The organism is Ruegeria sp. SCP11, from assembly GCF_040329455.1.
Taxonomy (GTDB): Bacteria; Pseudomonadota; Alphaproteobacteria; order Rhodobacterales; family Rhodobacteraceae; genus Ruegeria; species Ruegeria atlantica_E.
Genome location: NZ_JBDZYG010000014.1, coordinates 82,641 through 106,048, shown reverse-complemented (window position 1 = coordinate 106,048; position 23,408 = coordinate 82,641). Strand labels below are relative to the sequence as shown.

Sequence of the window (23,408 nt, the reverse complement as noted above, 5' to 3'; positions counted from 1 at the left end):
GGCCCGGCCATATACTTTGACCGAGATCAAGTGGAAACGCGCATGACACCGATATTCAAGATCGACCATACGAACTGTGGAGACTGCCCCATCCGGCATCGCGCAGTGTGTGCCCACTGTGACGCGAACGAACTGGAAGAGCTGGAAAATATTAAGTATTATCGCAGTTTCGAAGCCGGGCAGACGATCATCTGGTCAGGGGATCAGATGAATTTTGTCGGCTCCGTCGTGTCCGGGATCGCTTCCTTAACCCAGACGATGGAGGACGGGCGTACGCAAATGGTCGGCCTTTTGCTGCCCAGCGATTTTGTCGGCCGGCCGGGGCGTGATTCTGCGCCCTATGACGTGCAGGCAACCACCGATCTGGTCATGTGTTGTTTTCGCAAGAAGCCCTTCGAAGAGCTGATGAACACCACGCCGCATATCGCGCACCGCCTATTGCAGATGACGCTGGACGAGTTGGACGCGGCGCGCGAATGGATGCTGGTGCTGGGGCGCAAGACGGCGCGAGAGAAGATTGCCAGCCTTCTGTCCATCATCGCCCGACGCGATGCGTCGATCAATCAAAAGGGCAATACCGGCCCGATCGTGTTCGATCTGCCCCTGACCCGCGAGGCGATGGCTGATTACCTCGGTCTGACGCTGGAAACAGTCAGCCGTCAGATCTCGGCCTTGAAAAAGGACCAGGTCATCCTGCTGGAGGGCAAGCGTCACGTTACGATCCCCGATATGGGACGTCTGATGGAAGAGGCCGGTGACGACACGGATGGTGGGTTTCTGGTCTGACGAATCTGCTGCGTGACTGCAGCTCGCCCTCGTGCTTTACTGAGCCTGAGTAGAGATAACCTCAGGAGTAACTCATGGTATTCAGTAGCATTTTGGCGATGCTGTTCATTGGCGCCATCGCCGGATGGCTGTCGGGTAAAATCATGGAAGGCAGTGGCTTCGGCCTGATCGGAAACATCATTGTCGGCATTGTCGGCGCGTTTCTCGCCGGTTTGATTTTCCCCGCGCTGGGCTTTTCTGTTGGAGGAGGCCTCTTCTCATCCATCCTGTTCGCTACGATCGGCGCGGTGATCCTGTTGTTCCTGATCGGCCTCGTGAAAAAGTAAAACCGCCCCTCGGGGCGGTTTCTTTGACTGTATTCCTTAGTGGGCCAGAAACACCGGGACCGAGGCCTGTTCCAACATGTTTCGGGTTGCACCGCCCAGAATAGCTTCGCGGAAGCGCGAGTGGCCATAAGCCCCCATCACGATCATGTCGGCCTCGGTGTCTGCTGCGTGCCGGTTCAGGATATCAGATACGCGAGTCATGGTTTTGCTGAGTACGTCAATCTCGCATTTCACACCGTGGCGCGCCAGCATCTGTGACAGCATTCCACCAGGGTCCGACCGGTCGGGACCATGTCGCGGCGGGTCGATCACGACGATGCGCGCCAGATCGGCCTCGATCAGGAAGGGTAGGGCGCGGCGTATGGCCCGCATGGCCTCGACGCTTTCGTTCCATCCGATCAAGATCGTGCCGGGGCGCGCAAAGGGGGTTGCATCCTCCGGAGTGACCAGAACGGGCGCATGGCCTTCGAACATGGCGGCCTCAATGATGGGTTCGGCCTCGGCACCGCGATCTTTTCCATAAGGCTGTGGCAGGACGACCAGGTCAGAGAACCTGGCTCTGTGCGCTACGTGACGTCCGATGTCCGCGATTTGCGCGACACCGTTTTCTGCTGACCAACGGGTTCCTGTCTTGCCAAGGTAGTTCTTGGCGTAGCTGAGGATTTCGTCCGCTTCGGCATTTGCACGGGTCAGCGTTTCTTGCAGGATCAGTGCATTTGCCCCGGCATAATAATATCCGGTCTGGCTGCGGTCGACGCCGAGACAGAGAGCCTCGACATGTGCGTCCTGCGATGTTGCCAAGGCGGCGATCTGCGCCAGAGCCGAGTCAACCTGGTGTGTGTCCGTCATGACGGTGAGAAGAGATTTGTAAGCCATTTGGACCTCTTGCCTTGAGAGCTCATCCACCTGCGGCTCTATGGCCCAGCTGTCAATTTACGATTGTCACAGAATTCAGGCTATTGTCTTGACACAGATCAAAGCAATTCTGGCCTCTGTCCGACAAAACAGCGGCCAGTCAATAAGGTCCTGCGACACAAAAGAATCACGCGGGGCATGGCAAAGGGACGCAATATGTCAAATTACATCAAGCTGATCGTGCTTGGTCTGGTCGTGGTGTTTGCCGCGATCGGGTCCAACTATGCACGCGATTTGGCGTATCAGGTGCATGCAATTCTGGTGATGCTGATCGCCGGTGGTTTGTTCATCTGGACGCTGAGAAATACTGAAGAGCCAGATATTCTTGTCGATCGCTCGGCCGAGTACATGGATGACGTGATCCGCTATGGCGTTATCGCGACCGCCTTTTGGGGCGTGATCGGGTTCATCGCGGGCACATTCATCGCCTTTCAGTTGGCCTTTCCGGCGCTGAACTTTGAATGGGCGCAGGGATATTTGAATTTTGGCCGTTTGCGTCCGCTGCACACCTCGGCGGTGATTTTTGCCTTCGGCGGCAACGCCCTGATCGCAACCTCGTTCTACGTGGTGCAGCGCACCAGCGCGGCGCGCCTGTGGGGTGGCAATCTGGCGTGGTTTGTGTTCTGGGGCTATCAGCTGTTCATCGTGCTGGCCGCGACCGGCTATGTTCTGGGCGGTACGCAGTCCAAGGAATATGCCGAGCCTGAATGGTATGTTGACCTGTGGTTGACTGTCGTATGGGTTGCTTACCTGGCCGTTTTCCTCGGCACCGTGGTCAAGCGGAAAGAACCCCACATCTATGTGGCCAACTGGTTCTATCTGGCCTTCATCGTCACCGTTGCCATGCTGCACGTCGTCAACAACATGACCATCCCGGTCAGCATCTGGGGTTCGAAATCGGTCATCGTTTGGTCGGGCGTACAAGACGCCATGATCCAGTGGTGGTACGGCCACAACGCTGTGGGCTTCTTCCTGACCGCGGGCTTCCTGGGCATGATGTACTACTTCATCCCGAAACAGGCCGAGCGTCCGGTGTTCTCTTACAAGCTGTCGATCATCCACTTCTGGGCGCTGATCTTCCTGTATATCTGGGCCGGTCCGCACCACCTGCACTATACCGCGCTGCCTGACTGGGCTTCGACGCTGGGCATGGTGTTCTCGGTGATCCTGTGGATGCCGTCCTGGGGTGGTATGATCAACGGTCTGATGACCCTGTCGGGCGCCTGGGACAAGCTGCGCACCGACCCTGTGATCCGGATGATGGTGATCTCGGTCGGCTTCTACGGCATGTCCACCTTTGAAGGCCCGATGATGTCGATCCGCGCTGTGAACAGCCTCAGCCACTACACCGACTGGACCATTGGTCACGTGCATTCGGGCGCGCTGGGCTGGAACGGCATGATCACCTTTGGTGCGCTGTACTTCCTGGTGCCTGTCCTGTGGAAGCGTGAGCGTCTGTACTCGCTGCAGATGGTCAGCTGGCACTTCTGGCTCGCCACCATCGGCATCGTGCTCTACGCCGCGTCGATGTGGGTGACCGGTATCATGGAAGGCCTGATGTGGCGTGAAGTGGATGCCAACGGCTTCCTGGTGAACTCGTTCGCCGACACCGTGGCGGCCAAGTTCCCGATGTATGTGGTGCGTGCTCTGGGTGGCGTGATGTTCGTCGCCGGTGCTCTGATCATGTGCTACAACCTGTGGATGACTGTGCGGAAAGCGCCGGCCAAAGAGGCCAGCCTGACCGTCGCGGTCCCGGCTGAATAAGGAGGGCCGGAGCAATGGCAATTCTCGACAAACACAAGATCCTCGAGACCAACGCGACCCTCCTGCTGGTGTTCAGCTTTCTGGTCGTTACCATCGGTGGCATCGTTCAGATCACCCCGCTGTTCTATCTTGAGAACACCATCGAGAAGGTGGAGGGCATGCGCCCTTACACCCCCTTGGAAATGGCGGGCCGTGAAATCTATCTGCGCGAAGGCTGCTATGTCTGCCACAGCCAGATGATCCGCCCAATGCGGGATGAGGTCGAACGCTACGGCCATTATTCGCTGGCGGCTGAATCGATGTATGACCACCCGTTCCAGTGGGGTTCCAAGCGGACCGGGCCTGACTTGGCCCGTGTTGGCGGCCGCTATTCGGACCAGTGGCATATCGACCACCTGCGTGATCCGCAGTCGGTGGTGCCGGAATCGGTGATGCCGAAATACGGCTTCCTCGAACATCGCAAGATCGACGGCAAGTATATCGCCGACGTCATGAAGGCGAACGCGCTTCTGGGTACGCCTTATACCGAGGAGATGCTGGCGAACGCTCAGGCCGACTTCCGCGCGCAGGCCGACCCGGACAGCGACTATGACGGGCTGCTGGAACGCTATGGCGACAAAGTCAGCGTGCGCAACTTCGATGGTCAACCCGAACTGACCGAGGCCGATGCGATGGTCGCCTATCTGCAGATGCTGGGCACGCTGGTCGATTTCTCGACCTTCACCCCGGACGCAAGCCGATAAGGAGGGTGTGATGGAAGAATATACTCTCTTACGGCAGTTCGCGGATAGCTGGATGCTGCTTGTGCTGTTCGTCTTCTTTGTTGGCATCATCGTCTGGGTGTTCCGCCCCGGTGCCAGCAAGGAATACAAGGACACCGCCAACATCCCCTTCCGGCATCAAGACAAACCCGCCACATCCAAGGAGGCGCGGCAATGAGCAAGACACCTGAAAAACTGCCGGGCGATCCTAAGACAACTGGCCACAGCTGGGACGGTCTGGAAGAGTTCGACAACCCGATGCCCCGCTGGTGGCTGTGGACCTTTTACGTCACCATCATCTGGGGTGTGATCTATACCATCATGTACCCTGCATGGCCCTTGGTGCAGTCGGCCACGGCTGGTGTGACAGGCTGGTCCTCGCGCGGTGAAGTGCAGGAAGAGATGGTTTCGTTCGAAGAGGCCAACGCCCCGTGGAACGCACGTCTGGTGGACACACCGCTGGAAGACATCTCGAAAGATGCCGAACTGCAGCAATATGCAGTGAACTCGGGCGGCGCTGTGTTCCGTACCTGGTGCGCGCAGTGCCACGGTTCGGGTGCGCAGGGTGCAACCGGATTCCCGAACCTGCTGGACGACGCATGGCTGTGGGGCGGTACGCTTGAAGATATCGAGTTCACAATCGCCCACGGTATCCGGAATGAGGAAAGCGACGATGCGCGTTATTCCGAGATGCCGGCCTTTGGTGAGATCCTCGAAAAGGAAGAAATCACTCAAGTCGTTCAGTATGTGATGTCTCTGACCAATGCGCAGTCCGACGATGCGGCAGCGCAGGCGGGCAAGGTTGTCTTCGAAGACAACTGCGCCGCTTGCCACGGTGAGGACGGCACTGGCGATGTGTTCCAGGGCGCACCGAACCTGACCGATGCCATCTGGCTTTATGGCGGGAGCGAAGAGGCTCTGACCGAGACGGTCACTTACAGCCGCTTCGGTGTGATGCCTGCATGGGAAAACCGTCTGACCGACGCGCAGATCCGCGCTGTCACGGCTTACGTCCACCAGTTGGGTGGCGGTCAGTAACGGCAAAAGAATACCTTCGGACGGTTTGCCGCCCGAAGGTTGAGGCACCGGCTGTTCCATCTGTTCGCGCGTTTCCTGAACAGCCGGTGCTATTACCTTAGACTAGTAGCCTGTTTCGATCCGGTCCAAAAGACCTGTCATTTCGAATAGGAACGTGAAACGCGTTTGGTTTTCTTCCACCACTGATCCTCGTCCCGCGATTGACGGTCCTGATACTTGTCGCGACCATCCATATGGGTGGCGACCATGAAACTACGTGCGAATATCGACAGCATTTGATCCCTCCTCAGATTGTGTGGGTTTGATGTCAGGATTGATCTTTTAGATTGAACATGCGACTCAATTAGCATTCCTTAATGTAACTAAGGCTTACATATGGATTGGATGAAAATGCCGCCCCTAGCGTCGCTGAAGGCTTTTCACGCCTTTGCGGAAACGGGGAATGTGGTGCAGGCCGGGGCACTGCTCAATGTCAGTCACGCTGCCATTAGCCAGCAACTGCGCGCGCTTGAGAGGCATCTGGGCGCGGCCTTGCTGGACCGGAGTGGGAAGTCGATGGTCCTGACCGCCGAAGGTGAAAAGCTGGCCCGCGCCCTGCATCTTGGTTTTGGGGCAATTGGGGATGCCGTAGCCGATTTGATGCACTTCACCGAGGATCGACCGGTTCACGTGTCTCTGACCCCTTCGTTTGCAGCCTCGTGGCTGATGCCGCGCCTGCCTGCGTTTCAGGCCGACCATCCCGACATTCCTCTGATGTTGGACCCCTCACCCAAGCAGGTCGATCTGCGACCGGGCGGGGTGGAAGTGGCGATCCGCTATGGTAATGGCAACTGGCCCGGTTTGAACGCGGAATTGTTACTACAAAGCCCAATCGTGATCGTCGCGGCACCCTCATTGCTCAAGGGCAGGGGGGCGATGACGCCAGACGAGCTGAGCCAGTTGCCCTGGCTTGAGGAGCTTGGAACCACGGAAGCGTCCTCATGGCTGGCCCGGCAGGGCGTTAAGCATGGCCCGCGCGCTGGTCGGATCGCGTTGCCGGGCAATCTCGTGCTTGAAGGGCTGCGTTCCGGTCAGGGGGTGAGTGTCACGGTGCGCCATTTCGTCGAGCCCGACATACAAGCGGGTCGCATTGTCGAACTGTTTTGCGAACCGGGCGAAGGCGGCTATTATATTGTCACCGGCGATGTTCCTCTGCGGCCCGCGGTCAAGGTTTTTGTTGGGTGGCTAAGGCGGCAAACTGGTCGCATGTGACAAAAGGTGTCTGTGCGATGCGCTTTTGACCCATGTCAAAGTGGCTATCTTTATGATCTGGGACAAGGCGCCTAATTACCAGCCACATCTGGAGCCAGCTCGTGAGCGATTCCGACCCCGCCCCCAGCCTTTATGCTGCTAGGGAGCCGATTTTTCCCCGACGCGTGTCCGGGCCGTTTCGAAACCTGAAGTGGATCATCCTAGCTGTCACGCTGGGAATTTACTATGTGACGCCGTGGTTTAGATGGGATCGCGGCCCCAGTCTGCCGGATCAGGCGGTATTGCTGGATTTGGCAAACCGTCGTTTTTACTTCTTCTGGATCGAAATCTGGCCGCATGAATTTTACTTCGTGGCGGGCCTGCTGATCATGGCCGGTCTGGGGCTGTTCCTGTTCACCTCGGCGCTGGGGCGCGTATGGTGTGGTTATGCCTGTCCTCAAACTGTCTGGACCGACCTCTACATTTTGGTCGAACGCTGGATCGAGGGCGATCGCAACGCCCGACTGCGATTGCATCGTCAGGAAAAGCTGGATTTCCGAAAGGCCCGGCTGCGTGTCACGAAATGGACGGTGTGGCTGTTGATCGGTTTGGCAACCGGTGGGGCCTGGGTGTTCTATTTCGCCGATGCACCAACACTGGCCCGTGATCTGGTCACCGGCAATGCCCACCCGGTTGCCTATACAACCGTTCTGATCTTGACCGGTACGACCTTTCTGTTCGGCGGATTTGCTCGTGAACAGATTTGTATCTATGCCTGTCCGTGGCCGCGCATTCAGGCCGCGATGATGGACGAGGACACGCTGGTCGTCGGCTATCGCGAATGGCGGGGTGAGCCGCGCGGTAAGGGCAAGCGCACCGCCGATTCCGAGTTGGGAGACTGCATCGATTGTATGGCCTGCGTGAATGTCTGCCCCGTGGGCATCGACATTCGGGACGGTCAGCAGTTGGAATGCATCACCTGCGCGCTGTGTATCGACGCCTGTGACGACATGATGGCCAAGATCGGCAAGCCGCGTGGTTTGATCGACTATATGGCGCTGAGCGATGAGACTCGCGGACGATCGGGGCAGCCGCCCAAGAACGTCTGGAAGCATATCCTGCGGCCTCGGACGATCATGTATACGGCCATGTGGTCTCTGGTGGGTTTTGCTCTGTTGTTTGCCCTGTTTATCCGCGCGGATATTGACCTGACCGTGGCGCCGGTGCGTAACCCGACCTTCGTTACCTTGTCGGATGGCACGATCCGCAATACCTATGACGTCCGCTTGCGCAACAAGCATGGCGAGGATCGTCCTTTCAAACTGTCTCTGGCAGGAGACCCCGCGCTGCAGGTCCAGATCGAGGGTATCGAAGGTGCCACTGTCAATGTCACCGCAGATACGGCACAATTGACCCGTGTTTACATCGTGACTGCTGGTGATACCGGCCCGGCAGCACAGGATGTGACACCAGTGCGGATCTGGGTCGAAGACCTGGAAAGTGGCGAGCGCGCTTATAAAGACACCACGTTTAACGGACGGGGGAACTGAACATGGCTGAACGTCAATTCACCGGCAAGCACGCATTGGCAGTGTTCGTTGCCGCCTTTGGCGTGATCATCGCCGTGAACCTCGTCCTGGCCTACAGCGCGGTCAAGACCTTTCCGGGGCTTGAGGTCAAGAATTCATACGTCGCCAGTCAGGAGTTTAATGAGCGTCTGCAGGAACAGCAGTCGCTGGGTTGGGAGATTCGCGCTGAGGTGTCCGGTGGGCTGCTGATCCTGCATATCACCGACAAGACTGGAGCCCCGGTTGAAGTGGCCGAATTGCAGGCCGTTGTTGGCCGCGCAACCCATGTGAAAGAGGACTTCTCGCCCGATTTCACCTTTGACGGTCAGGCCTATGCGACGCCTGCCGCTCTGGGCAAGGGCAACTGGAACATCCGTCTGGTCGCCAAGGACCATGAGGGCGCAGAATTTGCGCAGCGGGTGCCGCTGTACGTGAAGGGGTAACTGAATGACGGCGCAGCTGACCTCTGGCACCGCAGCCTGTCCGGGATGCATTGCTAGCCCGGCGGAACCAGCGCGGCCGGTGCCCGAGGATGTGCAGATCGCACTGTCGCTGCCGGGCATTCATTGCTCGGCCTGTATCGCGACGGTCGAGCGCGAGTTGAATGCCCATCCCGGGGTCGAGGACGCGCGGGTCAACCTGACCCTCAAACGTGCGATGGTAAAAGCCGCGCCCGATCTGCGCGCCGTCGATTTGATCCCGGTGCTGGAACGCGCGGGGTTCGAAGCACATGAGTTGGACCCCGGTGCGTTGTCGGCCACGCAGGCGGACAAGGCCGGGCGTGATCTGCTGATGCGGCTAGCGGTGGCCGGGTTTGCCACAATGAATGTGATGTTGCTGTCGGTATCGGTCTGGTCAGGAGCCTCAGACGCGACGCGAGACATGTTCCACTGGATCTCGGCGGCGATTGCGCTGCCGGCGATTGCCTTTTCTGCGCAGCCCTTCTTTGCGAACGCCTGGTCGGCTTTGCGTGTTCGACGCCTGAACATGGACGTGCCGATTGTGCTGGCCATTCTGCTGGCGCTGATCACGTCGCTTTGGGAAACCGCGCTGAGCGGTGAGCATGCCTATTTCGATGCGGCTTTGACCCTGACATTCTTCCTTTTGGCTGGTCGCTATCTGGACTATCGCACCCGCGCCGCCGCGCGATCTGCGGCTGAGGAACTCACGGCGCTCGAAGTGCCCAGGGCTATCAAGGTGGTAGACGGGGTTGAGGAAGAGGTGGCTGTAGCCTCGCTGGCTGTTGGCGATTTGGTCCTCGTCCGGCCCGGCGGTCGAATGCCCGTGGACGGCGAAATTGTCTCCGGCCAGTCCGAACTCGACCGGTCCTTGCTGACCGGGGAAACCCTGCCTGTCTTCGCCGAAGCGGGCCTGACCGTCAGCGCGGGTGAGGTTAACCTAACTGGCCCCCTGACGATCCGTGCGACGGCGGTGGGTGAAGACACTTCGCTGCACCGTATGGCCGATCTGGTCGCCATCGCGGAATCCGGCCGGTCTCGGTACACTTCTTTGGCGGACAAGGCAGCCAAACTCTACGCGCCGGGTGTGCATATTCTGTCAGCACTCAGCTTCCTGGGCTGGTATATCTATTCCGGCGATATCCGCACCGCGCTGAACATCGCAGCCGCTGTGCTCATCATCACTTGTCCCTGCGCATTGGGGCTGGCGGTGCCAGCAGTAACAACCGCTGCTTCAGGGCGCTTGTTCCATAAAGGGATGCTGATCAAACACGCCACCGCTTTGGAGCGTTTGGCCGAGGTCGATACTGTGGTGTTCGACAAGACCGGCACGCTGACTTCAGGCGCGCCAGAACTGACCAATCTGGGCGATCACTCGCGCGCCGATCTCGAGGTGGCACTGGCGCTGGCCGAGGCATCGTCTCATCCATTGTCCGTTGCTCTGGCCAAATCCGCGCGGGACGCAGGGATAAAACCGGCCCGTCTGCAAGAGATTACGGAAGTGCCGGGATATGGCACCGAGGGCATTCATCACGGTCAACGTGTACGTCTGGGCCGCGCGGCTTGGACCGGCGCGGAAGAAGGCGACCAGACAGCGGCATGGTTGTCGGTCGCGGGGCAGGTGCCTGTGGCGTTCTTGTTCTCGGACAGCCTGCGCCCTGGTGCAGCCGAGGCGGTTCTGGCGTTCCGGGATGCGGGCAAAGAGGTTATCCTGATCTCTGGCGACACTCAGGGCGCGGTTCAGGCGCTGGCGGCGAAACTGGGTATTGAAAACTGGGTCGCGCAAGCCCTGCCGCAGGATAAGGCCGCTCGCGTGCAGAATCTCAGCAACGAGGGCCGCCACGTGCTGATGGTCGGTGACGGTCTGAACGACACTGCAGCACTTGCGGCGGCACATGTGTCGATCTCGCCAGCCTCGGCGCTGGATGCGGCGCGGGTGGCCTCGGATATCGTGCTGCTAGGCAATGATCTGGCCCCGATTGCCGATGCCTGCGAAACGGCCGTCAAAGCGACCAAGCGGATTCGCGAGAACTTTCGCATCGCCACCGTTTATAATATCATCGCGGTGCCGCTGGCCGTCGCTGGCCTGGCCACACCGTTGATCGCGGCTTTGGCGATGTCGACCTCGTCGATTACCGTGTCACTGAACGCCCTGCGTCTAAGGTAAACCGATGGAAGTTCTGGCCTATCTGATACCTATTTCCCTGTTTCTGGGCGGGGTTGGCCTTGTGGCCTTCGTGTACACGGTCCGCTCGAACCAGTATGACGATCCCGAAGGCGACGCGCGGCGTATCCTCAGCGATGAATGGGACGACAAGCCCAAGCCCTGACACGTTGCGCTGAGCGCCCTTGAAATTGCCTTAATGCCCGGTTATGTCCGGCCTATCCGCTAGCAGAGAGAACCAAGCCAAATGGCAACTATGAATCCGATCCAGTTCATTCAGCAAGTCCGTGCCGAAGTTGCAAAGGTCGTCTGGCCGACCCGGCGCGAGGTGCTGCTAACCACGGTCATGGTGTTCATTATGGCGGCGCTGGCAGCCGTATTCTTTGCGCTGGTCGATCTGGGCATTCGCGGTGGTCTGCAACTGATCCTCGGCATGTTTGGCTAAGTCGGTTAGGGCAGGGCGGAAACGCCACTGCCCCCTTGCACAGCGCGCAATGTCAGAGTAGTTGACGCGGTACTATTCGGAATGGGCGTGCGGCGATTCGGGCTGTGCGCCGCTTTTTATTCCGGGTGATGCGATAGGATTTCAATGACGGCATGTCCGGCACTCAGGGCTGCCTAAGGCAAACAAGGACGACAGGTTCATGGCGAAACGGTGGTACTCGGTCAGCGTTCTTTCGAATTTCGAAAAGAAGATCGCAGAGCAGATCCGCACGTCCGTGGCCGAGCAGGGCCTTGAGGACGACATCGACGAGGTTCTGGTGCCCACCGAAGAGGTGATCGAAGTGCGCCGGGGCAAGAAGGTTACGACCGAACGTCGTTTCATGCCCGGTTACGTGCTGGTGCATATGGAAATGTCCGATCAGGGCTATCACCTTGTGAACTCGATCAACCGCGTCACCGGCTTCTTGGGCCCGCAGGGTCGCCCGATGCCGATGCGCGACGCCGAGGTGAACCAGATCCTCAACCGCGTGCAGGAAGGTGAAGAAGCGCCCAAGCTGATGATCACCTTCGAGGTCGGTGAGAAGGTCAAGGTCAACGACGGCCCGTTCGAGGATTTCGACGGCATGGTCGAAGGCGTGGACGACGAGAACCAGAAGCTGAAAGTCTCGGTTTCGATCTTTGGCCGGGAGACCCCCGTCGAGCTGGACTTCACGCAGGTTACGAAGCAGAGCTAATAGCCACTTCAGCAAGCTTTTCAGCGCCGCGATGCCACGAGCACCGCGGCGTTTTTATTGGAGAGCTTCTATTGCGACCGGTCGCCGAGGGACGATCGCCACGACAGTTTACTTTGTTATGGCCGACCGGGGATCAGTTCCTGTTGCTGAAGAACAGTAAGAATGTCGAGGATTGTCGAAGGGCTAACATCTACAGAACCGTCTAGAAAAACACCAAGACCCCCCTCTCCGATCTCGCGCGGGCCGCCTTTCTCGTACTTCGGATCGAGTGACGCGAGTTCTGAAGGCAATTCAGGACACAATGGGGTTTCGTTGAGTACAAGATCCACAGCGGCCAACATCAACTCTTTTACGGACTCGAGTGTATCGTCTTCCAGAACCTGTTCACGCTGCGCTTCTGGTGCGGTAAGCGTGAGATCGATTAGTTTGAAGTAGGCACAATTGTCGCGCAATTCGACGGTGGCTTCGGTGGACATATTGGCCAGGATGGCATTCTTTTCCTGGCCTCGCTGAAAGTCGCGTTCGCTGGTTCGGCTGCATTCGAAGATCGTGACAGTTACTTCACCGTCTAGATCGATAGCATCATCCTTGGCCCTAAAGCTTATGTCATCAAGTCTGACTTGCAGACCGCAATTGTCGATTATCGCGTTGTCAGCCAGTTTTTCCGGAACAATTTTCTGCATTTCCCGCAGGTCGAGCAGGGCTCCAACTCCTATCCGTGTGGGGGCAACGGCAGTCAGGTTCAGATTTAGCTGATAGGGCAACTCCGTCTCGCGAACCGGCAATGTCGCGTCAATAACAAAGTTCACCTGTTGTGCGTATGGGGCTCGGGCGCCCAGAACGGCTGCCATTAAGACCGGGATGATTAACCAAAGCCTCATTGAGCAAACTCCAATACGCCAAGCTCCTTAAGCCCCCCGAGGACTTTGACTATCGTCTCCGCGCTGACGTCAGCCGATCCGACGACAGCAGCTCCCATCCCGCCGGGAGCGATCTCACGTGTGCCACCGGACTCATAAATCGGGTCGAGCACACTGAATTCTTCGGGCAGTGGTGGGCAAACCGGATGCTTGGCCAAAAACTCTCCACCCTTTTCCAGTACGGCCTCGTTAATACGATTGGTCAGGCCGAAGAGATTGCTGACGGCTCCGATGAAACCGCGCGGGCTAAGGTCAACGCTTTCGATGCTGAATGTCAGGCATTGGCCTTTAACTTCCGCTCTAGCGACAGCAACGGCATCCACTGTGGTCCCAAAATAGCGAATTCCAGGTTCTTCGCGCCGGTTACACCGCGTAAACTGTGCGCGGGCTGACCCCTCGACCTTTACGGTTTCGTCTATAGCGGTGACATCTCGGACCTCGAGATATATTTGACGTTTGCAGCTTTCTTCTAGGGGGCCTGTCAGTATCTGGGGCGCTTTTTCCTGTAATCCGCGCAAATCAATGAAGGCCCTCAATCGCAAACGGGTCGAGCTGGATTCTTCCAGACCACCGTAGACGGTGAAGGGAACGGGAATATCGCGCAGCGGGGCTTCCTTGGTCAGTTTGATCTGAAACCGACCGGCATAGGTGGCTGGATCAATTCCTGTTGCGGCAACTGAAGAGGACTTACCGGCGCTGTCGGTTTGTGTGGATGTTTCAGACTCCGAGCTCTGATCTTGCGCCTTGCTGCCGCAGCCTGGCAACATCGCGAGAAGAACGCAGATCAGTAGCCCTTTGTTTAGTCGAGATGATGCCATCCCAGACCGCCCCTCTTTGAGATACGTTGTCCCAAGATACCCGCCTCTGTTTCTTAAGCAACTTAACCCTTTAAAGATTTTTGTATCGTGTGCCGACGCCGGTTATCGGAGCTGATTTTGGTGCAAAGAGGTTTACGTGGAATATGGAGGCAGCCACTTGCCAACCACTCCGTTCCAATATAAACGCCGCCTCTATCGTCTTCGGGCGAGATTCTCTCGTGGGAGGTTGCTGGGATCGCGATCCCGGATCGGACCACGCAACAAAATCTGGGTGGGACGCGTCCTACCTAAGTTGAAAGGAAAACCAAATGGCCAAGAAGCTTGCTGGTACAATGAAACTGCAGGTTCCTGCAGGTCAGGCGAACCCGTCGCCGCCAGTTGGTCCGGCGCTGGGTCAGCGCGGCATCAACATCATGGAATTCTGCAAGGCGTTCAACGCCAAGACCGCAGACATGGAGCCCGGCGCTCCGTGCCCGACCGTGATCACCTATTATCAGGACAAGTCCTTTACCATGGACATCAAGACGCCGCCCGCGTCTTACTACCTGAAAAAAGCAGCTGGTCTGAAGCCGGTTGGCAAGCGTAACCGTCCTCGTGGCGCGGAGAACCCCGGTCGTGAGACCGTGGCAACCGTGACTTCGAAGCAGGTTCGCGAAATCGCCGAAGCCAAAATGAAAGATCTGAACGCCAACGACGTCGAAGGCGCAATGCAGATCATCCTGGGCTCGGCCCGCTCCATGGGCATCGAGGTGAAGTAAGATGGCAAAACTCGGTAAACGTACCCGCGCTGCGCGCGAAGCTGTCGCCGGCAAGGAAAACCTGTCGGTCGAAGAAGCAGTTGCCCTGGTCAAAGCCAACGCAACCTCGAAATTCGACGAGACCATCGAAATCGCACTGAACCTGGGCGTTGACACCCGCCACGCAGACCAGATGGTTCGCGGCGTTGTCGGCCTGCCGAACGGCACCGGTAAAGCGATGCGCGTTGCTGTTTTTGCTCGTGGCCCCAAGGCTGACGAAGCAAAAGAAGCAGGCGCAGATATCGTTGGCGCAGAAGACCTGATGGAAACCATCCAGGGCGGCACCATCGAATTCGATCGCTGCATTGCAACCCCGGACATGATGCCGATCGTCGGTCGTCTGGGTAAGGTTCTGGGACCCCGCAACCTGATGCCGAACCCCAAAGTTGGCACCGTGACCATGGACGTGAAAGCGGCCGTGGAAGCAGCCAAGGGCGGCGAAGTTCAGTTTAAGGCGGAAAAAGGCGGCGTCGTGCACGCCGGTGTTGGCAAAGCGTCGTTCGACGAAGCCAAGCTGGCTGAAAACGTCCGTGCATTCGTCTCGGCTGTGGCCAAGGCTAAGCCGTCGGGCGCCAAAGGCACCTACATGAAGAAAATCGCGCTGAGCTCGACTATGGGCCCGGGCGTGACTCTGGACGTGGCGGCTGCTGCGGGCGAATAAGCCTTAGGCACACGCTTACAATAGAAGCCCGGGTTGCTGACGCAGCCCGGGTTTTTCACTTTCAGGCCTGTCATTTGTCAGAGGTAGGCGCGCAACACGCTGGCTTCACGCGCACTGACTGTTGGGACTGCGGTGTGCCGGAAGGCATCCGTGATGTCCTCAATTGAAGGGAAAAGCGCCCTGATTTCGGCCCTCTGAGGGGAGGACAGCGCGTATTTGGCGCTGTTTCCGTAATAGAAGCTTTCCGAAAGCGCACCGTTCGACCGTACGATTTGGTGTCGATCAAACATGAAATGCACATAGGTGATACGGTCCGTTTCGCGGATCGAAATCCCGGAATGCCCGCAAAGATGCTTGGCGGCCACAAACACCTCGGGTGATCCGAACAGCATGTCAGTCGCGGGCGCCTTGATCAGCACCCGGTGTTCTTGCGACACCATAAGGTCACGCGTGTTCCCGAGCGTTCCGGCCTCGATTACCACCGGAGCAAAGGCGCCAAAGCCAGGAACCTCGGTCGTCCCGATCCAGCGCACCGGTTGCAATCCACCATCCCGGGTCCAGACGAGTTGCCCGCGTTCAAGGGTTTGCACATCAACCGCTCCGTCTGCGGTTTCTATCAACGTACCTGCAGCAAAACAGGTGATATAGTCCGAATAGCTGGAACTGCCGGCGTTTGAGCCGCCGATTTTGACGTAGGAAGTTCCGGTTTCCAGCGGGGCCGAGGTGCCATATCCCCAGACATCTTGAGTGTCTCCGTTTTGAGAGAACACATAGATATCGATCTCGGGGCCGGTCTGATTCCCATTCGCGTCCAGAGCGCGCACCGTGATGATGGACTCGGATTCGACCTGAGCGTTGTCGGCAACTATGCCGCCACCGTCTGTGATGACATGGCCGGATTCCTGATCATCGTTGAATACATCCGCGCTGCCACTTGTGTCATTCAGTGTGACGGTCGTCCCGGTGCCGCTGGAATAGGTGAATATCGTGCCGTTTGGCGTGTCCGAGTTGTTGATGATCGAACCGCCAACTTCGATGTCGTTAGAGTCGGCTGAACCGGGAACAAACGTGGCGACGAGGCTGGAGCTGTCCTGAGCAAAAAAACTGCGGAGAACCATCTTTGAGACTAACTTTCCTGATACCTGTTATGGCGGGCCCAAACACTGCAAACTCGGGCTTCCCTCTGCGATTAAGAGAATGGGTTAGGCTGCCTTAGTCAATGTTGTTGTTTACAGGGAATTTCACACAATTGCGTTAACTTGGCCCAGTTGCGCAAACTAAATCGTTTCGGAACGCGATCCGCAGTCGGTCGCCCAGGCGCTGCCGCCTGCTTTCCTCGTAGGTGCTGCAGACGTGCGTGGTCTGCCAAAGGGACAGCCAGTCTTTCAAAAGACGCCCACGAACGCAGAAATCCAAAATTTCCATATGAATCGGATGTCGGTAGAGCCGAAAGAACATGTCCTTGTTGTGTTTCACGATACCGCTGCGGTCGATGTCCGAGGGGTCCGCATCTCGGAAAATGTCCGACTTAAAGAAGTCGACGATGTCATAGACTGCCAGCTTTTCTCGGGCCTCGGTGAAATCCAGACCAATCATCTCACCTTGACCGACAAGCAGGTTTTGGCCGTGGAAATCCCCGTGCGAAAACACCTGTGTTTCTGGAATGCCTTTTAACAGCAGAACATCCCTTTCCAGCCGTTCGGCCATTGGCTGACCTTCCATCCGAATAAGGGGCGGCACTTCGGTTAGCAAAGCGTTGATGCCGTCGGTCATCCAGCGTGGACGAAAGCCATAATCCTTGGAGGGCTGGACGCTGTGAAGATCATGCAGCCACGCCCCGGCACGACGGTAAATCTGTGCGACCTGATCGTCGTCTTGGCTGTTGTGGATCACATCAACGCAGGTTGGGCGGTCAATGAGCTCTGTCACAAAGAACATGAAACCTGGAGACATATAGCAAGGGCGTATCACCCGCGATGCCTTGTGCTTTTCCAATGCTTGCGTCAGGCGTGTCAGGAGGTCGAACTCTTTCTGTAACCGCCCTGATGTCGGTGACGCAGTGTCGATTTTCAGGGCAAAATGCTGTCTTGGCCCCTTGATCCGCAGCACCATGCGCGTGTCGGGAAAGTCATGTGACCGATAGATGCATTCGAACGGCAATATCCCATCTACCGCAGAATGGCGTGAGAATTCCTCGACAAAGCCAGTGGCGCGTTTGTGTTCATCTTTGGTGAGGGTCAGCATGCTGGGGTAGGTGGGCAGAACAGGATCGCAAAGTGGTTTGTTTTTGACAGGACCCCAGCCCGCAGGACATGTCAATCGCTGACAAATGCGGTCTCTTGCCAAAGGTTCGATCAGGGCAATTTACCCCTTGGAAACTCCCGGCATCTGCCCTAAAGAGAACTGCGGAGTAAAGCGTGCGATTCGTCGTGCGCTTTATTTCGTTTCGTCCAAGACGGTGGGTGGGTCCATCCGGCCCCTTAATTCCCTGCCTGAGACGGGTAAGACCAAAGAATTCTGAGGGTCACGATCCTCGGGCGCATTTTGGCCAATCCCGTAATAACGGACCTGAACGCCGGGGTTTGCCCCTCGGCAAATATGAGCCGGGGTGAGGTATCGCCCCTAACTTGGAGAGAACTGTGGATAGAGCCCAGAAAGAGAAAGTGGTCGAGGAACTCGGCCAAATCTTCGAAAGCTCTGGCGTCGTAGTGGTTGCTCATTACGCCGGTCTGACAGTTGCCGAGATGCAGGACCTTCGCGCACGTGCTCGTGACGCGGGTGGCTCCGTGCGTGTTGCCAAGAACAGGCTCGCCAAAATCGCCCTTGAGGGTAAGCCGTGTGCAAGCATGGCCGACCTGCTGACAGGGATGACCGTTCTGACCTATTCCGAGGACCCCGTGGCAGCAGCCAAGGTGGCCGAGGACTTCGCCAAGGATAACAAGAATTTTGAAATTCTTGGTGGTGCAATGGGTGAGAACGCTCTGGACCGCAAAGGCGTCGAAACAGTTTCGAAAATGCCGTCTCGCGAGGAGCTTATTGCTTCGATCGTGGGCTGCATTGGCGCACCTGCTTCGAACATCGCCGGCGCGATTGGCGCACCTGCAAGCAACATCGCAAGCATCCTTTCCACCATCGAAGAGAAGGCGGAAGCTGCGTAAGCGGTTGGCACTGAATGATCTGCGTAGGGTGAATACCCTGACGTTGGAACACACACTGTAAACGGAAAGAGCTGATAAAATGGCTGATCTGAAAGCACTCGCAGAAAGCATCGTGGGTCTGACCCTGCTGGAAGCACAAGAACTGAAAACCATCCTCAAAGACGAGTACGGCATCGAGCCCGCAGCAGGCGGCGCAGTTGTCATGGCTGCTGGTGGCGACGCCGGCGGTGCAGCTGAGGAAGAAAAAACCGAATTCGACGTCGTTCTGAAGAACGCCGGCGCTTCGAAAATCAACGTCATCAAAGAAGTTCGCGGCATCACCGGCCTGGGCCTGAAAGAAGCCAAGGAACTGGTCGAAGCTGGCGGCAAGATCAAAGAAGGCGTGGACAAAGCAGAAGCAGAAGACGTCAAAGCGAAGCTGGAAGCAGCTGGCGCCGAAGTCGAGCTGGCCTAAGCTTAGTCTCTGGTGCATCGCTGATGCGCCGAAAAATTTGGCTGGGTCCGGAGAAATCCGGGTCCAGCCGAACCTGTCTTAGAAAGGGCCTCATGGGTTGGGGCGTTTTCTAAGACGCGGTTCGCGGATCGGGAGGCTGCCTTCGGGACGGTGGCCATGAATTGATCCGGACGTGTCGTCTCGAATGTGCAAGATGCCGGGGCCCGACGGTGTCTTTGCCCGCTGAGAACATCGAAAGGTGACATCTGACATGGCTCAAACGTTCCTTGGCCAGAAACGTCTTCGTAAATATTACGGCAAAATCCGCGAAGTGCTGGAGATGCCGAACCTCATTGAGGTCCAGAAATCTTCTTATGATCTTTTCCTGCGCTCCGGCGATGCTGACCAGCCCACTGACGGCGAAGGCATCAAAGGTGTGTTCCAGTCGGTTTTCCCGATCAAGGATTTCAACGAAACTTCCGTTTTGGAGTTCGTGAAATACGATCTGGAAAAACCCAAATATGACGTCGAAGAGTGCATGCAGCGCGACATGACCTACAGCGCGCCGCTGAAGGTGACCCTGCGTCTGATCGTGTTTGATGTCGATGAGGACACCGGTGCGAAATCGGTCAAAGACATCAAAGAACAGGACGTGTTCATGGGCGACATGCCCCTGATGACACCGAACGGTACGTTCATCGTGAACGGCACCGAGCGTGTGATCGTGTCCCAGATGCACCGTTCGCCCGGTGTGTTCTTTGACCATGACAAGGGCAAGACCCACTCCTCGGGCAAGCTGCTGTTCGCCTGCCGTATCATCCCGTATCGCGGCAGCTGGCTGGACTTTGAGTTCGACGCCAAAGACATCGTTTTCGCCCGTATCGACCGTCGCCGTAAGCTGCCTGTGACAACCCTGCTCTATGCGCTGGGTCTGGATCAGGAAGCAATCATGGACGCGTATTACGACACCGTGTCGTACTCGCTGGACAAGAAGAAGGGTTGGGTCACACCGTTCTTCCCCGAGCGTGTCCGCGGCACCCGTCCCACCTATGATCTGATCGACGCGAAATCCGGGGAAGTGATTGCTGAAGCCGGCAAGAAAGTCACGCCTCGCGCGGTCAAGAAGCTGATCGAAGAAGGCGTCGTCACCGACCTGCTGGTCCCGTTCGATAACATCGTCGGCAAATTTGTCGCCAAGGACATCATCAACGAAGAAACCGGTGCGATCTATGTCGAAGCCGGTGATGAACTGACCCTGGAATATGACAAGGATGGCGACCTGATCGGCGGCACTGTCAAGGAACTGATCGATGCCGGTATCACCGACATCCCGGTTCTGGACATCGACAACGTCAATGTCGGCCCCTACATGCGCAACACCATGGCTCAGGACAAGAACCTGAACCGTGAAAGCGCGCTGATGGACATCTACCGCGTTATGCGTCCGGGTGAGCCGCCCACCGTCGAGGCTGCGTCGGCTCTGTTCGACACCCTGTTCTTCGACAGCGAGCGTTATGACCTGTCCGCCGTTGGCCGCGTGAAGATGAACATGCGTCTGGCTCTGGATGCGCCGGACACCCTGCGCACCCTGCGCCGCGAAGACATCGTGGCCTGCATCAAGGCGCTGGTGGAACTGCGTGACGGTAAAGGCGACGTGGACGATATCGACCACCTCGGCAACCGTCGTGTGCGTTCGGTCGGCGAACTAATGGAGAACCAGTACCGCGTTGGCCTGCTGCGCATGGAGCGCGCGATCAAAGAGCGTATGTCGTCGGTCGAGATCGACACTGTCATGCCGCAAGACCTGATCAATGCGAAGCCTGCCGCGGCTGCTGTTCGCGAATTCTTCGGCTCGTCGCAGCTGTCGCAGTTCATGGACCAGACCAACCCGCTGTCGGAAGTGACCCACAAACGCCGTCTCTCGGCGCTTGGCCCCGGTGGTCTGACACGTGAGCGTGCGGGCTTTGAGGTGCGCGACGTTCACCCGACCCACTATGGCCGGATGTGCCCGATTGAAACGCCGGAAGGTCCGAACATCGGTCTGATCAACTCGCTGGCCACCTTTGCCCGTGTGAACAAGTATGGCTTCATCGAAACACCGTACCGCGTCGTTAAAGATGCCGAGGTGACCGATGAGGTTCACTACATGTCCGCGACCGAGGAAATGCGTCACACCGTGGCGCAGGCGAACGCGACTCTGGACGCCGATGGCAAGTTCATCAACGATCTGGTTTCGACCCGTCAGGCCGGTGACTACACCCTCGCCCCGCGTGAGAATGTGGACCTGATCGACGTGTCGCCGAAACAGCTGGTCTCGGTCGCTGCATCGCTGATCCCGTTCCTTGAAAATGACGACGCCAACCGTGCTCTGATGGGCTCGAACATGCAACGTCAGGCGGTTCCGCTGCTGCGCGCCGAAGCGCCTCTGGTCGGTACCGGGATCGAGGAAAAGGTCGCCATCGACTCGGGTGCTGCGATCCAGGCGAAACGCGCCGGTATCATCGACCAGGTCGATGCCCAGCGTATCGTTATCCGCGCCACCGAAGATCTGGAACTGGGCGACGCTGGCGTTGACATCTATCGTCTGCGCAAATTCCAGCGGTCTAACCAGAACACCTGCATCAACCAGCGTCCGCTGATCAAGGTGGGTGACACCGTCCAGAAGGGCGAAGTCATTGCCGACGGTCCGTCGACCGATATGGGTGAACTGGCTCTGGGTAAGAACGTGGTCGTCGCATTCATGCCGTGGAACGGTTACAACTACGAAGACTCGATCCTGATCTCGGAACGTATCGCGCGTGACGACGTCTTTACCTCGGTCCATATCGAGGAATTCGAAGTCGCCGCCCGTGACACGAAGCTGGGCCCGGAAGAGATCACCCGCGATATCCCGAACGTCGGTGAAGAAGCGCTGCGCAACCTCGACGAGGCGGGCATCGTTTACATCGGCGCGGATGTTGAGCCGGGCGATATTCTGGTCGGCAAGATCACTCCGAAGGGCGAAAGCCCGATGACCCCGGAAGAAAAGCTGCTGCGCGCCATCTTTGGCGAAAAAGCATCTGACGTGCGCGACACTTCGCTGCGTGTGAAGCCGGGTGATTACGGGACTGTCGTTGAGGTCCGCGTCTTCAACCGTCACGGCGTCGAAAAAGACGAGCGTGCGCTGCAGATCGAGCGTGAGGAAGTCGAACGTCTGGCCCGTGACCGGGACGACGAGCTGGCGATCCTGGACCGCAACATCTATGCGCGTCTGCAAGGCCTGATCCTGGGTAAAACCGCTGTCAAAGGCCCGAAAGGCGTCAAGGCAGGGTCGGTGATCACCGAGGACCTGCTGGAAACCCTGACCCGTGGTCAGTGGTGGCAGCTGGCGCTGGAAGACGAGCAGGACGCACAGATCGTCGAAGCTCTGAACGAGCAGTACGAAGTGCAAAAGCGTGCTCTGGACGCCCGTTTCGAGGACAAGGTCGAGAAAGTCCGTCGCGGCGATGACCTGCCGCCGGGTGTGATGAAAATGGTCAAAGTTTTCATCGCCGTGAAGCGCAAACTGCAGCCGGGCGACAAGATGGCCGGTCGTCACGGGAACAAAGGTGTGATCTCCAAGGTTGTTCCGATGGAAGACATGCCATTCCTGGCCGATGGTACGCCGGTTGATTTCTGTCTGAACCCGCTGGGTGTGCCGTCGCGTATGAACGTCGGTCAGATCCTTGAAACCCACATGGGTTGGGCCGCGCGTGGTCTGGGCCTGAACATCGACGACGCTCTGGGTGAATACCGCCGTTCCGGCGACCTGACCCCGGTTCGCGAAGCGATGAAGCTGGCCTATGGCGAAGATGTCTACGAAGAAGGCATCACCGGTCTGGACGAGGATGGCCTGATCGAGGCTGCGGGCAACGTGACCCGCGGTGTTCCGATCGCTACCCCGGTCTTTGACGGCGCCAAAGAGGCTGACGTCAACGACGCGCTGGTGCGCGCTGGCTTCTCGGAAAGCGGTCAGTCGGTTCTGTTCGACGGTCGTACTGGTGAGCAATTTGCACGTCCGGTGACCGTGGGCATCAAGTACCTGCTGAAACTGCACCACCTGGTGGATGACAAGATCCACGCGCGTTCGACCGGTCCGTACAGCCTGGTTACCCAGCAGCCGCTGGGTGGTAAGGCGCAGTTCGGTGGTCAGCGCTTTGGAGAGATGGAGGTCTGGGCTCTGGAAGCTTACGGCGCCGCCTACACCCTGCAGGAGATGCTCACCGTGAAATCGGATGACGTCGCCGGCCGGACCAAGGTCTATGAGTCGATCGTCAAGGGCGAGGATAACTTTGAAGCGGGCGTACCGGAATCGTTCAACGTTCTGGTTAAAGAAGTCCGTGGCCTCGGCCTGAATATGGAACTCCTGGATGCGGAGGTTGAGGAGTAAGGGCCTCGGCCCTTCCTCCCGTCCC

The 23,408-nt window shown here is 57.9% G+C and carries 24 protein-coding genes; 18 read left to right on the top strand and 6 right to left on the bottom strand.

The annotated features are described in order from the left end of the window. The first annotated feature begins 42 nt into the window (after positions 1-42). Positions 43-786: a transcriptional regulator FnrL gene (fnrL, locus tag ABLN94_RS19515; protein WP_170495523.1), complete on the top strand. Its 744-nt coding sequence runs from the start codon at positions 43-45 to the stop codon at positions 784-786. Between the two features lie 74 nt (positions 787-860). Continuing rightward, positions 861-1,112 carry a GlsB/YeaQ/YmgE family stress response membrane protein gene (locus ABLN94_RS19510; RefSeq protein WP_352995625.1) on the top strand — a complete coding sequence of 84 codons (252 nt, stop codon included), beginning with the start codon at positions 861-863 and terminating at the stop codon, positions 1,110-1,112. 36 nt (positions 1,113-1,148) lie between these two features. Here ABLN94_RS19510 and ABLN94_RS19505 read toward each other — a convergent pair whose 3' ends face one another. Continuing rightward, complete coding sequence (locus tag ABLN94_RS19505) at positions 1,149-1,988, bottom strand: universal stress protein (RefSeq protein ID WP_352995622.1); 840 nt, start codon at positions 1,986-1,988, stop codon at positions 1,149-1,151. 195 nt (positions 1,989-2,183) lie between these two features. On the opposite strand from ABLN94_RS19505, the gene ccoN reads away from it, so the two are divergent. The 4 genes from ccoN to ccoP are packed head-to-tail and all read left to right on the top strand — an operon-like array spanning position 2,184 to position 5,590. Then, the gene (gene ccoN / locus ABLN94_RS19500) at positions 2,184-3,791 is read left to right on the top strand and encodes a cytochrome-c oxidase, cbb3-type subunit I (protein WP_170495529.1); all 1,608 of its coding nucleotides are present in this window, start codon (positions 2,184-2,186) and stop codon (positions 3,789-3,791) included. A 14-nt stretch (positions 3,792-3,805) separates the two neighbouring features. Further along, positions 3,806-4,534 (top strand): cytochrome-c oxidase, cbb3-type subunit II, encoded by a 729-nt coding sequence (gene ccoO / locus ABLN94_RS19495; RefSeq protein ID WP_170495531.1) that lies wholly within the window; start codon positions 3,806-3,808, stop codon positions 4,532-4,534. 10 nt (positions 4,535-4,544) lie between these two features. After that, entirely contained in the window at positions 4,545-4,730 is a 186-nt protein-coding gene (locus tag ABLN94_RS19490; RefSeq protein WP_170495533.1) for a cbb3-type cytochrome c oxidase subunit 3, read from the top strand. After that, positions 4,727-5,590, top strand: a complete 864-nt coding sequence (gene ccoP, locus ABLN94_RS19485) for a cytochrome-c oxidase, cbb3-type subunit III (RefSeq protein ID WP_352995618.1) — start codon at positions 4,727-4,729, stop codon at positions 5,588-5,590. The genes ABLN94_RS19490 and ccoP overlap by 4 nt, the downstream gene beginning before the upstream one ends. Before the next feature lie 137 nt (positions 5,591-5,727). Here ccoP and ABLN94_RS19480 read toward each other — a convergent pair whose 3' ends face one another. Further along, positions 5,728-5,865 (bottom strand): hypothetical protein, encoded by a 138-nt coding sequence (locus ABLN94_RS19480; RefSeq protein ID WP_352995616.1) that lies wholly within the window; start codon positions 5,863-5,865, stop codon positions 5,728-5,730. 100 nt (positions 5,866-5,965) lie between these two features. On the opposite strand from ABLN94_RS19480, the gene ABLN94_RS19475 reads away from it, so the two are divergent. The 7 genes from ABLN94_RS19475 (at position 5,966) to nusG (ending at position 12,188) form a co-directional block, all read left to right on the top strand. Continuing rightward, positions 5,966-6,841: a LysR family transcriptional regulator gene (locus tag ABLN94_RS19475; RefSeq protein WP_352995614.1), complete on the top strand. Its 876-nt coding sequence runs from the start codon at positions 5,966-5,968 to the stop codon at positions 6,839-6,841. 101 nt (positions 6,842-6,942) lie between these two features. Then, a complete protein-coding gene (gene ccoG / locus ABLN94_RS19470; RefSeq protein ID WP_352995612.1) occupies positions 6,943-8,370 on the top strand; it encodes a cytochrome c oxidase accessory protein CcoG in 1,428 nt (475 codons plus the stop codon). A gap of 2 nt (positions 8,371-8,372) precedes the next feature. Further along, a complete protein-coding gene (locus ABLN94_RS19465; RefSeq protein WP_170495543.1) occupies positions 8,373-8,831 on the top strand; it encodes a FixH family protein in 459 nt (152 codons plus the stop codon). Between the two features lie 4 nt (positions 8,832-8,835). After that, entirely contained in the window at positions 8,836-11,013 is a 2,178-nt protein-coding gene (locus ABLN94_RS19460; RefSeq protein ID WP_352995609.1) for a heavy metal translocating P-type ATPase, read from the top strand. A gap of 4 nt (positions 11,014-11,017) precedes the next feature. After that, the gene (gene ccoS, locus ABLN94_RS19455; protein ID WP_170355309.1) at positions 11,018-11,176 is read left to right on the top strand and encodes a cbb3-type cytochrome oxidase assembly protein CcoS; all 159 of its coding nucleotides are present in this window, start codon (positions 11,018-11,020) and stop codon (positions 11,174-11,176) included. Positions 11,177-11,257: 81 nt separating this feature from the next. After that, positions 11,258-11,455, top strand: a complete 198-nt coding sequence (secE, locus tag ABLN94_RS19450; protein WP_170495547.1) for a preprotein translocase subunit SecE — start codon at positions 11,258-11,260, stop codon at positions 11,453-11,455. Between the two features lie 199 nt (positions 11,456-11,654). Continuing rightward, on the top strand, positions 11,655-12,188 hold the full coding sequence (gene nusG, locus ABLN94_RS19445; protein ID WP_170328796.1) for a transcription termination/antitermination protein NusG: 534 nt from the start codon (positions 11,655-11,657) through the stop codon (positions 12,186-12,188). A 116-nt stretch (positions 12,189-12,304) separates the two neighbouring features. Here nusG and ABLN94_RS19440 read toward each other — a convergent pair whose 3' ends face one another. Beyond that, positions 12,305-13,069 (bottom strand): hypothetical protein, encoded by a 765-nt coding sequence (locus tag ABLN94_RS19440; protein ID WP_352995604.1) that lies wholly within the window; start codon positions 13,067-13,069, stop codon positions 12,305-12,307. Continuing rightward, positions 13,066-13,926 (bottom strand): hypothetical protein, encoded by an 861-nt coding sequence (locus ABLN94_RS19435; protein WP_352995602.1) that lies wholly within the window; start codon positions 13,924-13,926, stop codon positions 13,066-13,068. The genes ABLN94_RS19440 and ABLN94_RS19435 overlap by 4 nt, the downstream gene beginning before the upstream one ends. 308 nt (positions 13,927-14,234) lie before the next feature. Here ABLN94_RS19435 and rplK point away from each other — a divergent pair, with 308 nt between their 5' ends. Then, on the top strand, positions 14,235-14,684 hold the full coding sequence (gene rplK / locus ABLN94_RS19430; RefSeq protein WP_010440985.1) for a 50S ribosomal protein L11: 450 nt from the start codon (positions 14,235-14,237) through the stop codon (positions 14,682-14,684). A gap of 1 nt (position 14,685) precedes the next feature. After that, positions 14,686-15,384: a 50S ribosomal protein L1 gene (rplA, locus tag ABLN94_RS19425; RefSeq protein WP_170407486.1), complete on the top strand. Its 699-nt coding sequence runs from the start codon at positions 14,686-14,688 to the stop codon at positions 15,382-15,384. A 77-nt stretch (positions 15,385-15,461) separates the two neighbouring features. On the opposite strand, the gene ABLN94_RS19420 is transcribed toward rplA, so the two are convergent. Both ABLN94_RS19420 and ABLN94_RS19415 read right to left on the bottom strand, forming a co-directional pair. Continuing rightward, positions 15,462-16,502, bottom strand: coding sequence for a Hint domain-containing protein (locus ABLN94_RS19420; protein ID WP_352995598.1), 1,041 nt, complete (start codon positions 16,500-16,502; stop codon positions 15,462-15,464). 136 nt (positions 16,503-16,638) lie between these two features. Continuing rightward, positions 16,639-17,628 carry an aminoglycoside phosphotransferase family protein gene (locus ABLN94_RS19415; protein ID WP_352995595.1) on the bottom strand — a complete coding sequence of 330 codons (990 nt, stop codon included), beginning with the start codon at positions 17,626-17,628 and terminating at the stop codon, positions 16,639-16,641. A gap of 395 nt (positions 17,629-18,023) precedes the next feature. Here ABLN94_RS19415 and rplJ point away from each other — a divergent pair, with 395 nt between their 5' ends. From rplJ to rpoB, 3 genes are all read left to right on the top strand, one after another. Then, positions 18,024-18,542: a 50S ribosomal protein L10 gene (gene rplJ / locus ABLN94_RS19410; protein ID WP_170455059.1), complete on the top strand. Its 519-nt coding sequence runs from the start codon at positions 18,024-18,026 to the stop codon at positions 18,540-18,542. A 79-nt stretch (positions 18,543-18,621) separates the two neighbouring features. Continuing rightward, positions 18,622-18,996 (top strand): 50S ribosomal protein L7/L12, encoded by a 375-nt coding sequence (rplL, locus tag ABLN94_RS19405; RefSeq protein ID WP_008204003.1) that lies wholly within the window; start codon positions 18,622-18,624, stop codon positions 18,994-18,996. A 250-nt stretch (positions 18,997-19,246) separates the two neighbouring features. Beyond that, positions 19,247-23,383, top strand: a complete 4,137-nt coding sequence (gene rpoB / locus ABLN94_RS19400; protein WP_352995592.1) for a DNA-directed RNA polymerase subunit beta — start codon at positions 19,247-19,249, stop codon at positions 23,381-23,383. Positions 23,384-23,408: the final 25 nt, after the last annotated feature.

What these genes read in the sequence shown, in the direction of transcription:
- ccoS (WP_170355309.1), top strand. Translation starts at nt 11,018, where the DNA reads ATGGAAGTTCTGGCCTATCTGATACCTATTTCCCTGTTTCTGGGCGGG.
- rpoB (WP_352995592.1), top strand. Translation starts at nt 19,247, where the DNA reads ATGGCTCAAACGTTCCTTGGCCAGAAACGTCTTCGTAAATATTACGGC.
- ABLN94_RS19435 (WP_352995602.1), bottom strand. Translation starts at nt 13,926, where the DNA reads ATGGCATCATCTCGACTAAACAAAGGGCTACTGATCTGCGTTCTTCTC.
- ABLN94_RS19510 (WP_352995625.1), top strand. Translation starts at nt 861, where the DNA reads ATGGTATTCAGTAGCATTTTGGCGATGCTGTTCATTGGCGCCATCGCC.
- ABLN94_RS19490 (WP_170495533.1), top strand. Translation starts at nt 4,545, where the DNA reads ATGGAAGAATATACTCTCTTACGGCAGTTCGCGGATAGCTGGATGCTG.
- ABLN94_RS19475 (WP_352995614.1), top strand. Translation starts at nt 5,966, where the DNA reads ATGGATTGGATGAAAATGCCGCCCCTAGCGTCGCTGAAGGCTTTTCAC.
- ABLN94_RS19480 (WP_352995616.1), bottom strand. Translation starts at nt 5,865, where the DNA reads ATGCTGTCGATATTCGCACGTAGTTTCATGGTCGCCACCCATATGGAT.
- ABLN94_RS19440 (WP_352995604.1), bottom strand. Translation starts at nt 13,069, where the DNA reads ATGAGGCTTTGGTTAATCATCCCGGTCTTAATGGCAGCCGTTCTGGGC.
- fnrL (WP_170495523.1), top strand. Translation starts at nt 43, where the DNA reads ATGACACCGATATTCAAGATCGACCATACGAACTGTGGAGACTGCCCC.
- rplA (WP_170407486.1), top strand. Translation starts at nt 14,686, where the DNA reads ATGGCAAAACTCGGTAAACGTACCCGCGCTGCGCGCGAAGCTGTCGCC.
- ccoP (WP_352995618.1), top strand. Translation starts at nt 4,727, where the DNA reads ATGAGCAAGACACCTGAAAAACTGCCGGGCGATCCTAAGACAACTGGC.
- rplK (WP_010440985.1), top strand. Translation starts at nt 14,235, where the DNA reads ATGGCCAAGAAGCTTGCTGGTACAATGAAACTGCAGGTTCCTGCAGGT.
- ABLN94_RS19460 (WP_352995609.1), top strand. Translation starts at nt 8,836, where the DNA reads ATGACGGCGCAGCTGACCTCTGGCACCGCAGCCTGTCCGGGATGCATT.
- ABLN94_RS19465 (WP_170495543.1), top strand. Translation starts at nt 8,373, where the DNA reads ATGGCTGAACGTCAATTCACCGGCAAGCACGCATTGGCAGTGTTCGTT.
- secE (WP_170495547.1), top strand. Translation starts at nt 11,258, where the DNA reads ATGGCAACTATGAATCCGATCCAGTTCATTCAGCAAGTCCGTGCCGAA.
- ABLN94_RS19505 (WP_352995622.1), bottom strand. Translation starts at nt 1,988, where the DNA reads ATGGCTTACAAATCTCTTCTCACCGTCATGACGGACACACACCAGGTT.
- ccoO (WP_170495531.1), top strand. Translation starts at nt 3,806, where the DNA reads ATGGCAATTCTCGACAAACACAAGATCCTCGAGACCAACGCGACCCTC.
- ABLN94_RS19415 (WP_352995595.1), bottom strand. Translation starts at nt 17,628, where the DNA reads ATGCTGACCCTCACCAAAGATGAACACAAACGCGCCACTGGCTTTGTC.
- nusG (WP_170328796.1), top strand. Translation starts at nt 11,655, where the DNA reads ATGGCGAAACGGTGGTACTCGGTCAGCGTTCTTTCGAATTTCGAAAAG.
- ccoN (WP_170495529.1), top strand. Translation starts at nt 2,184, where the DNA reads ATGTCAAATTACATCAAGCTGATCGTGCTTGGTCTGGTCGTGGTGTTT.
- ABLN94_RS19420 (WP_352995598.1), bottom strand. Translation starts at nt 16,502, where the DNA reads ATGGTTCTCCGCAGTTTTTTTGCTCAGGACAGCTCCAGCCTCGTCGCC.
- rplL (WP_008204003.1), top strand. Translation starts at nt 18,622, where the DNA reads ATGGCTGATCTGAAAGCACTCGCAGAAAGCATCGTGGGTCTGACCCTG.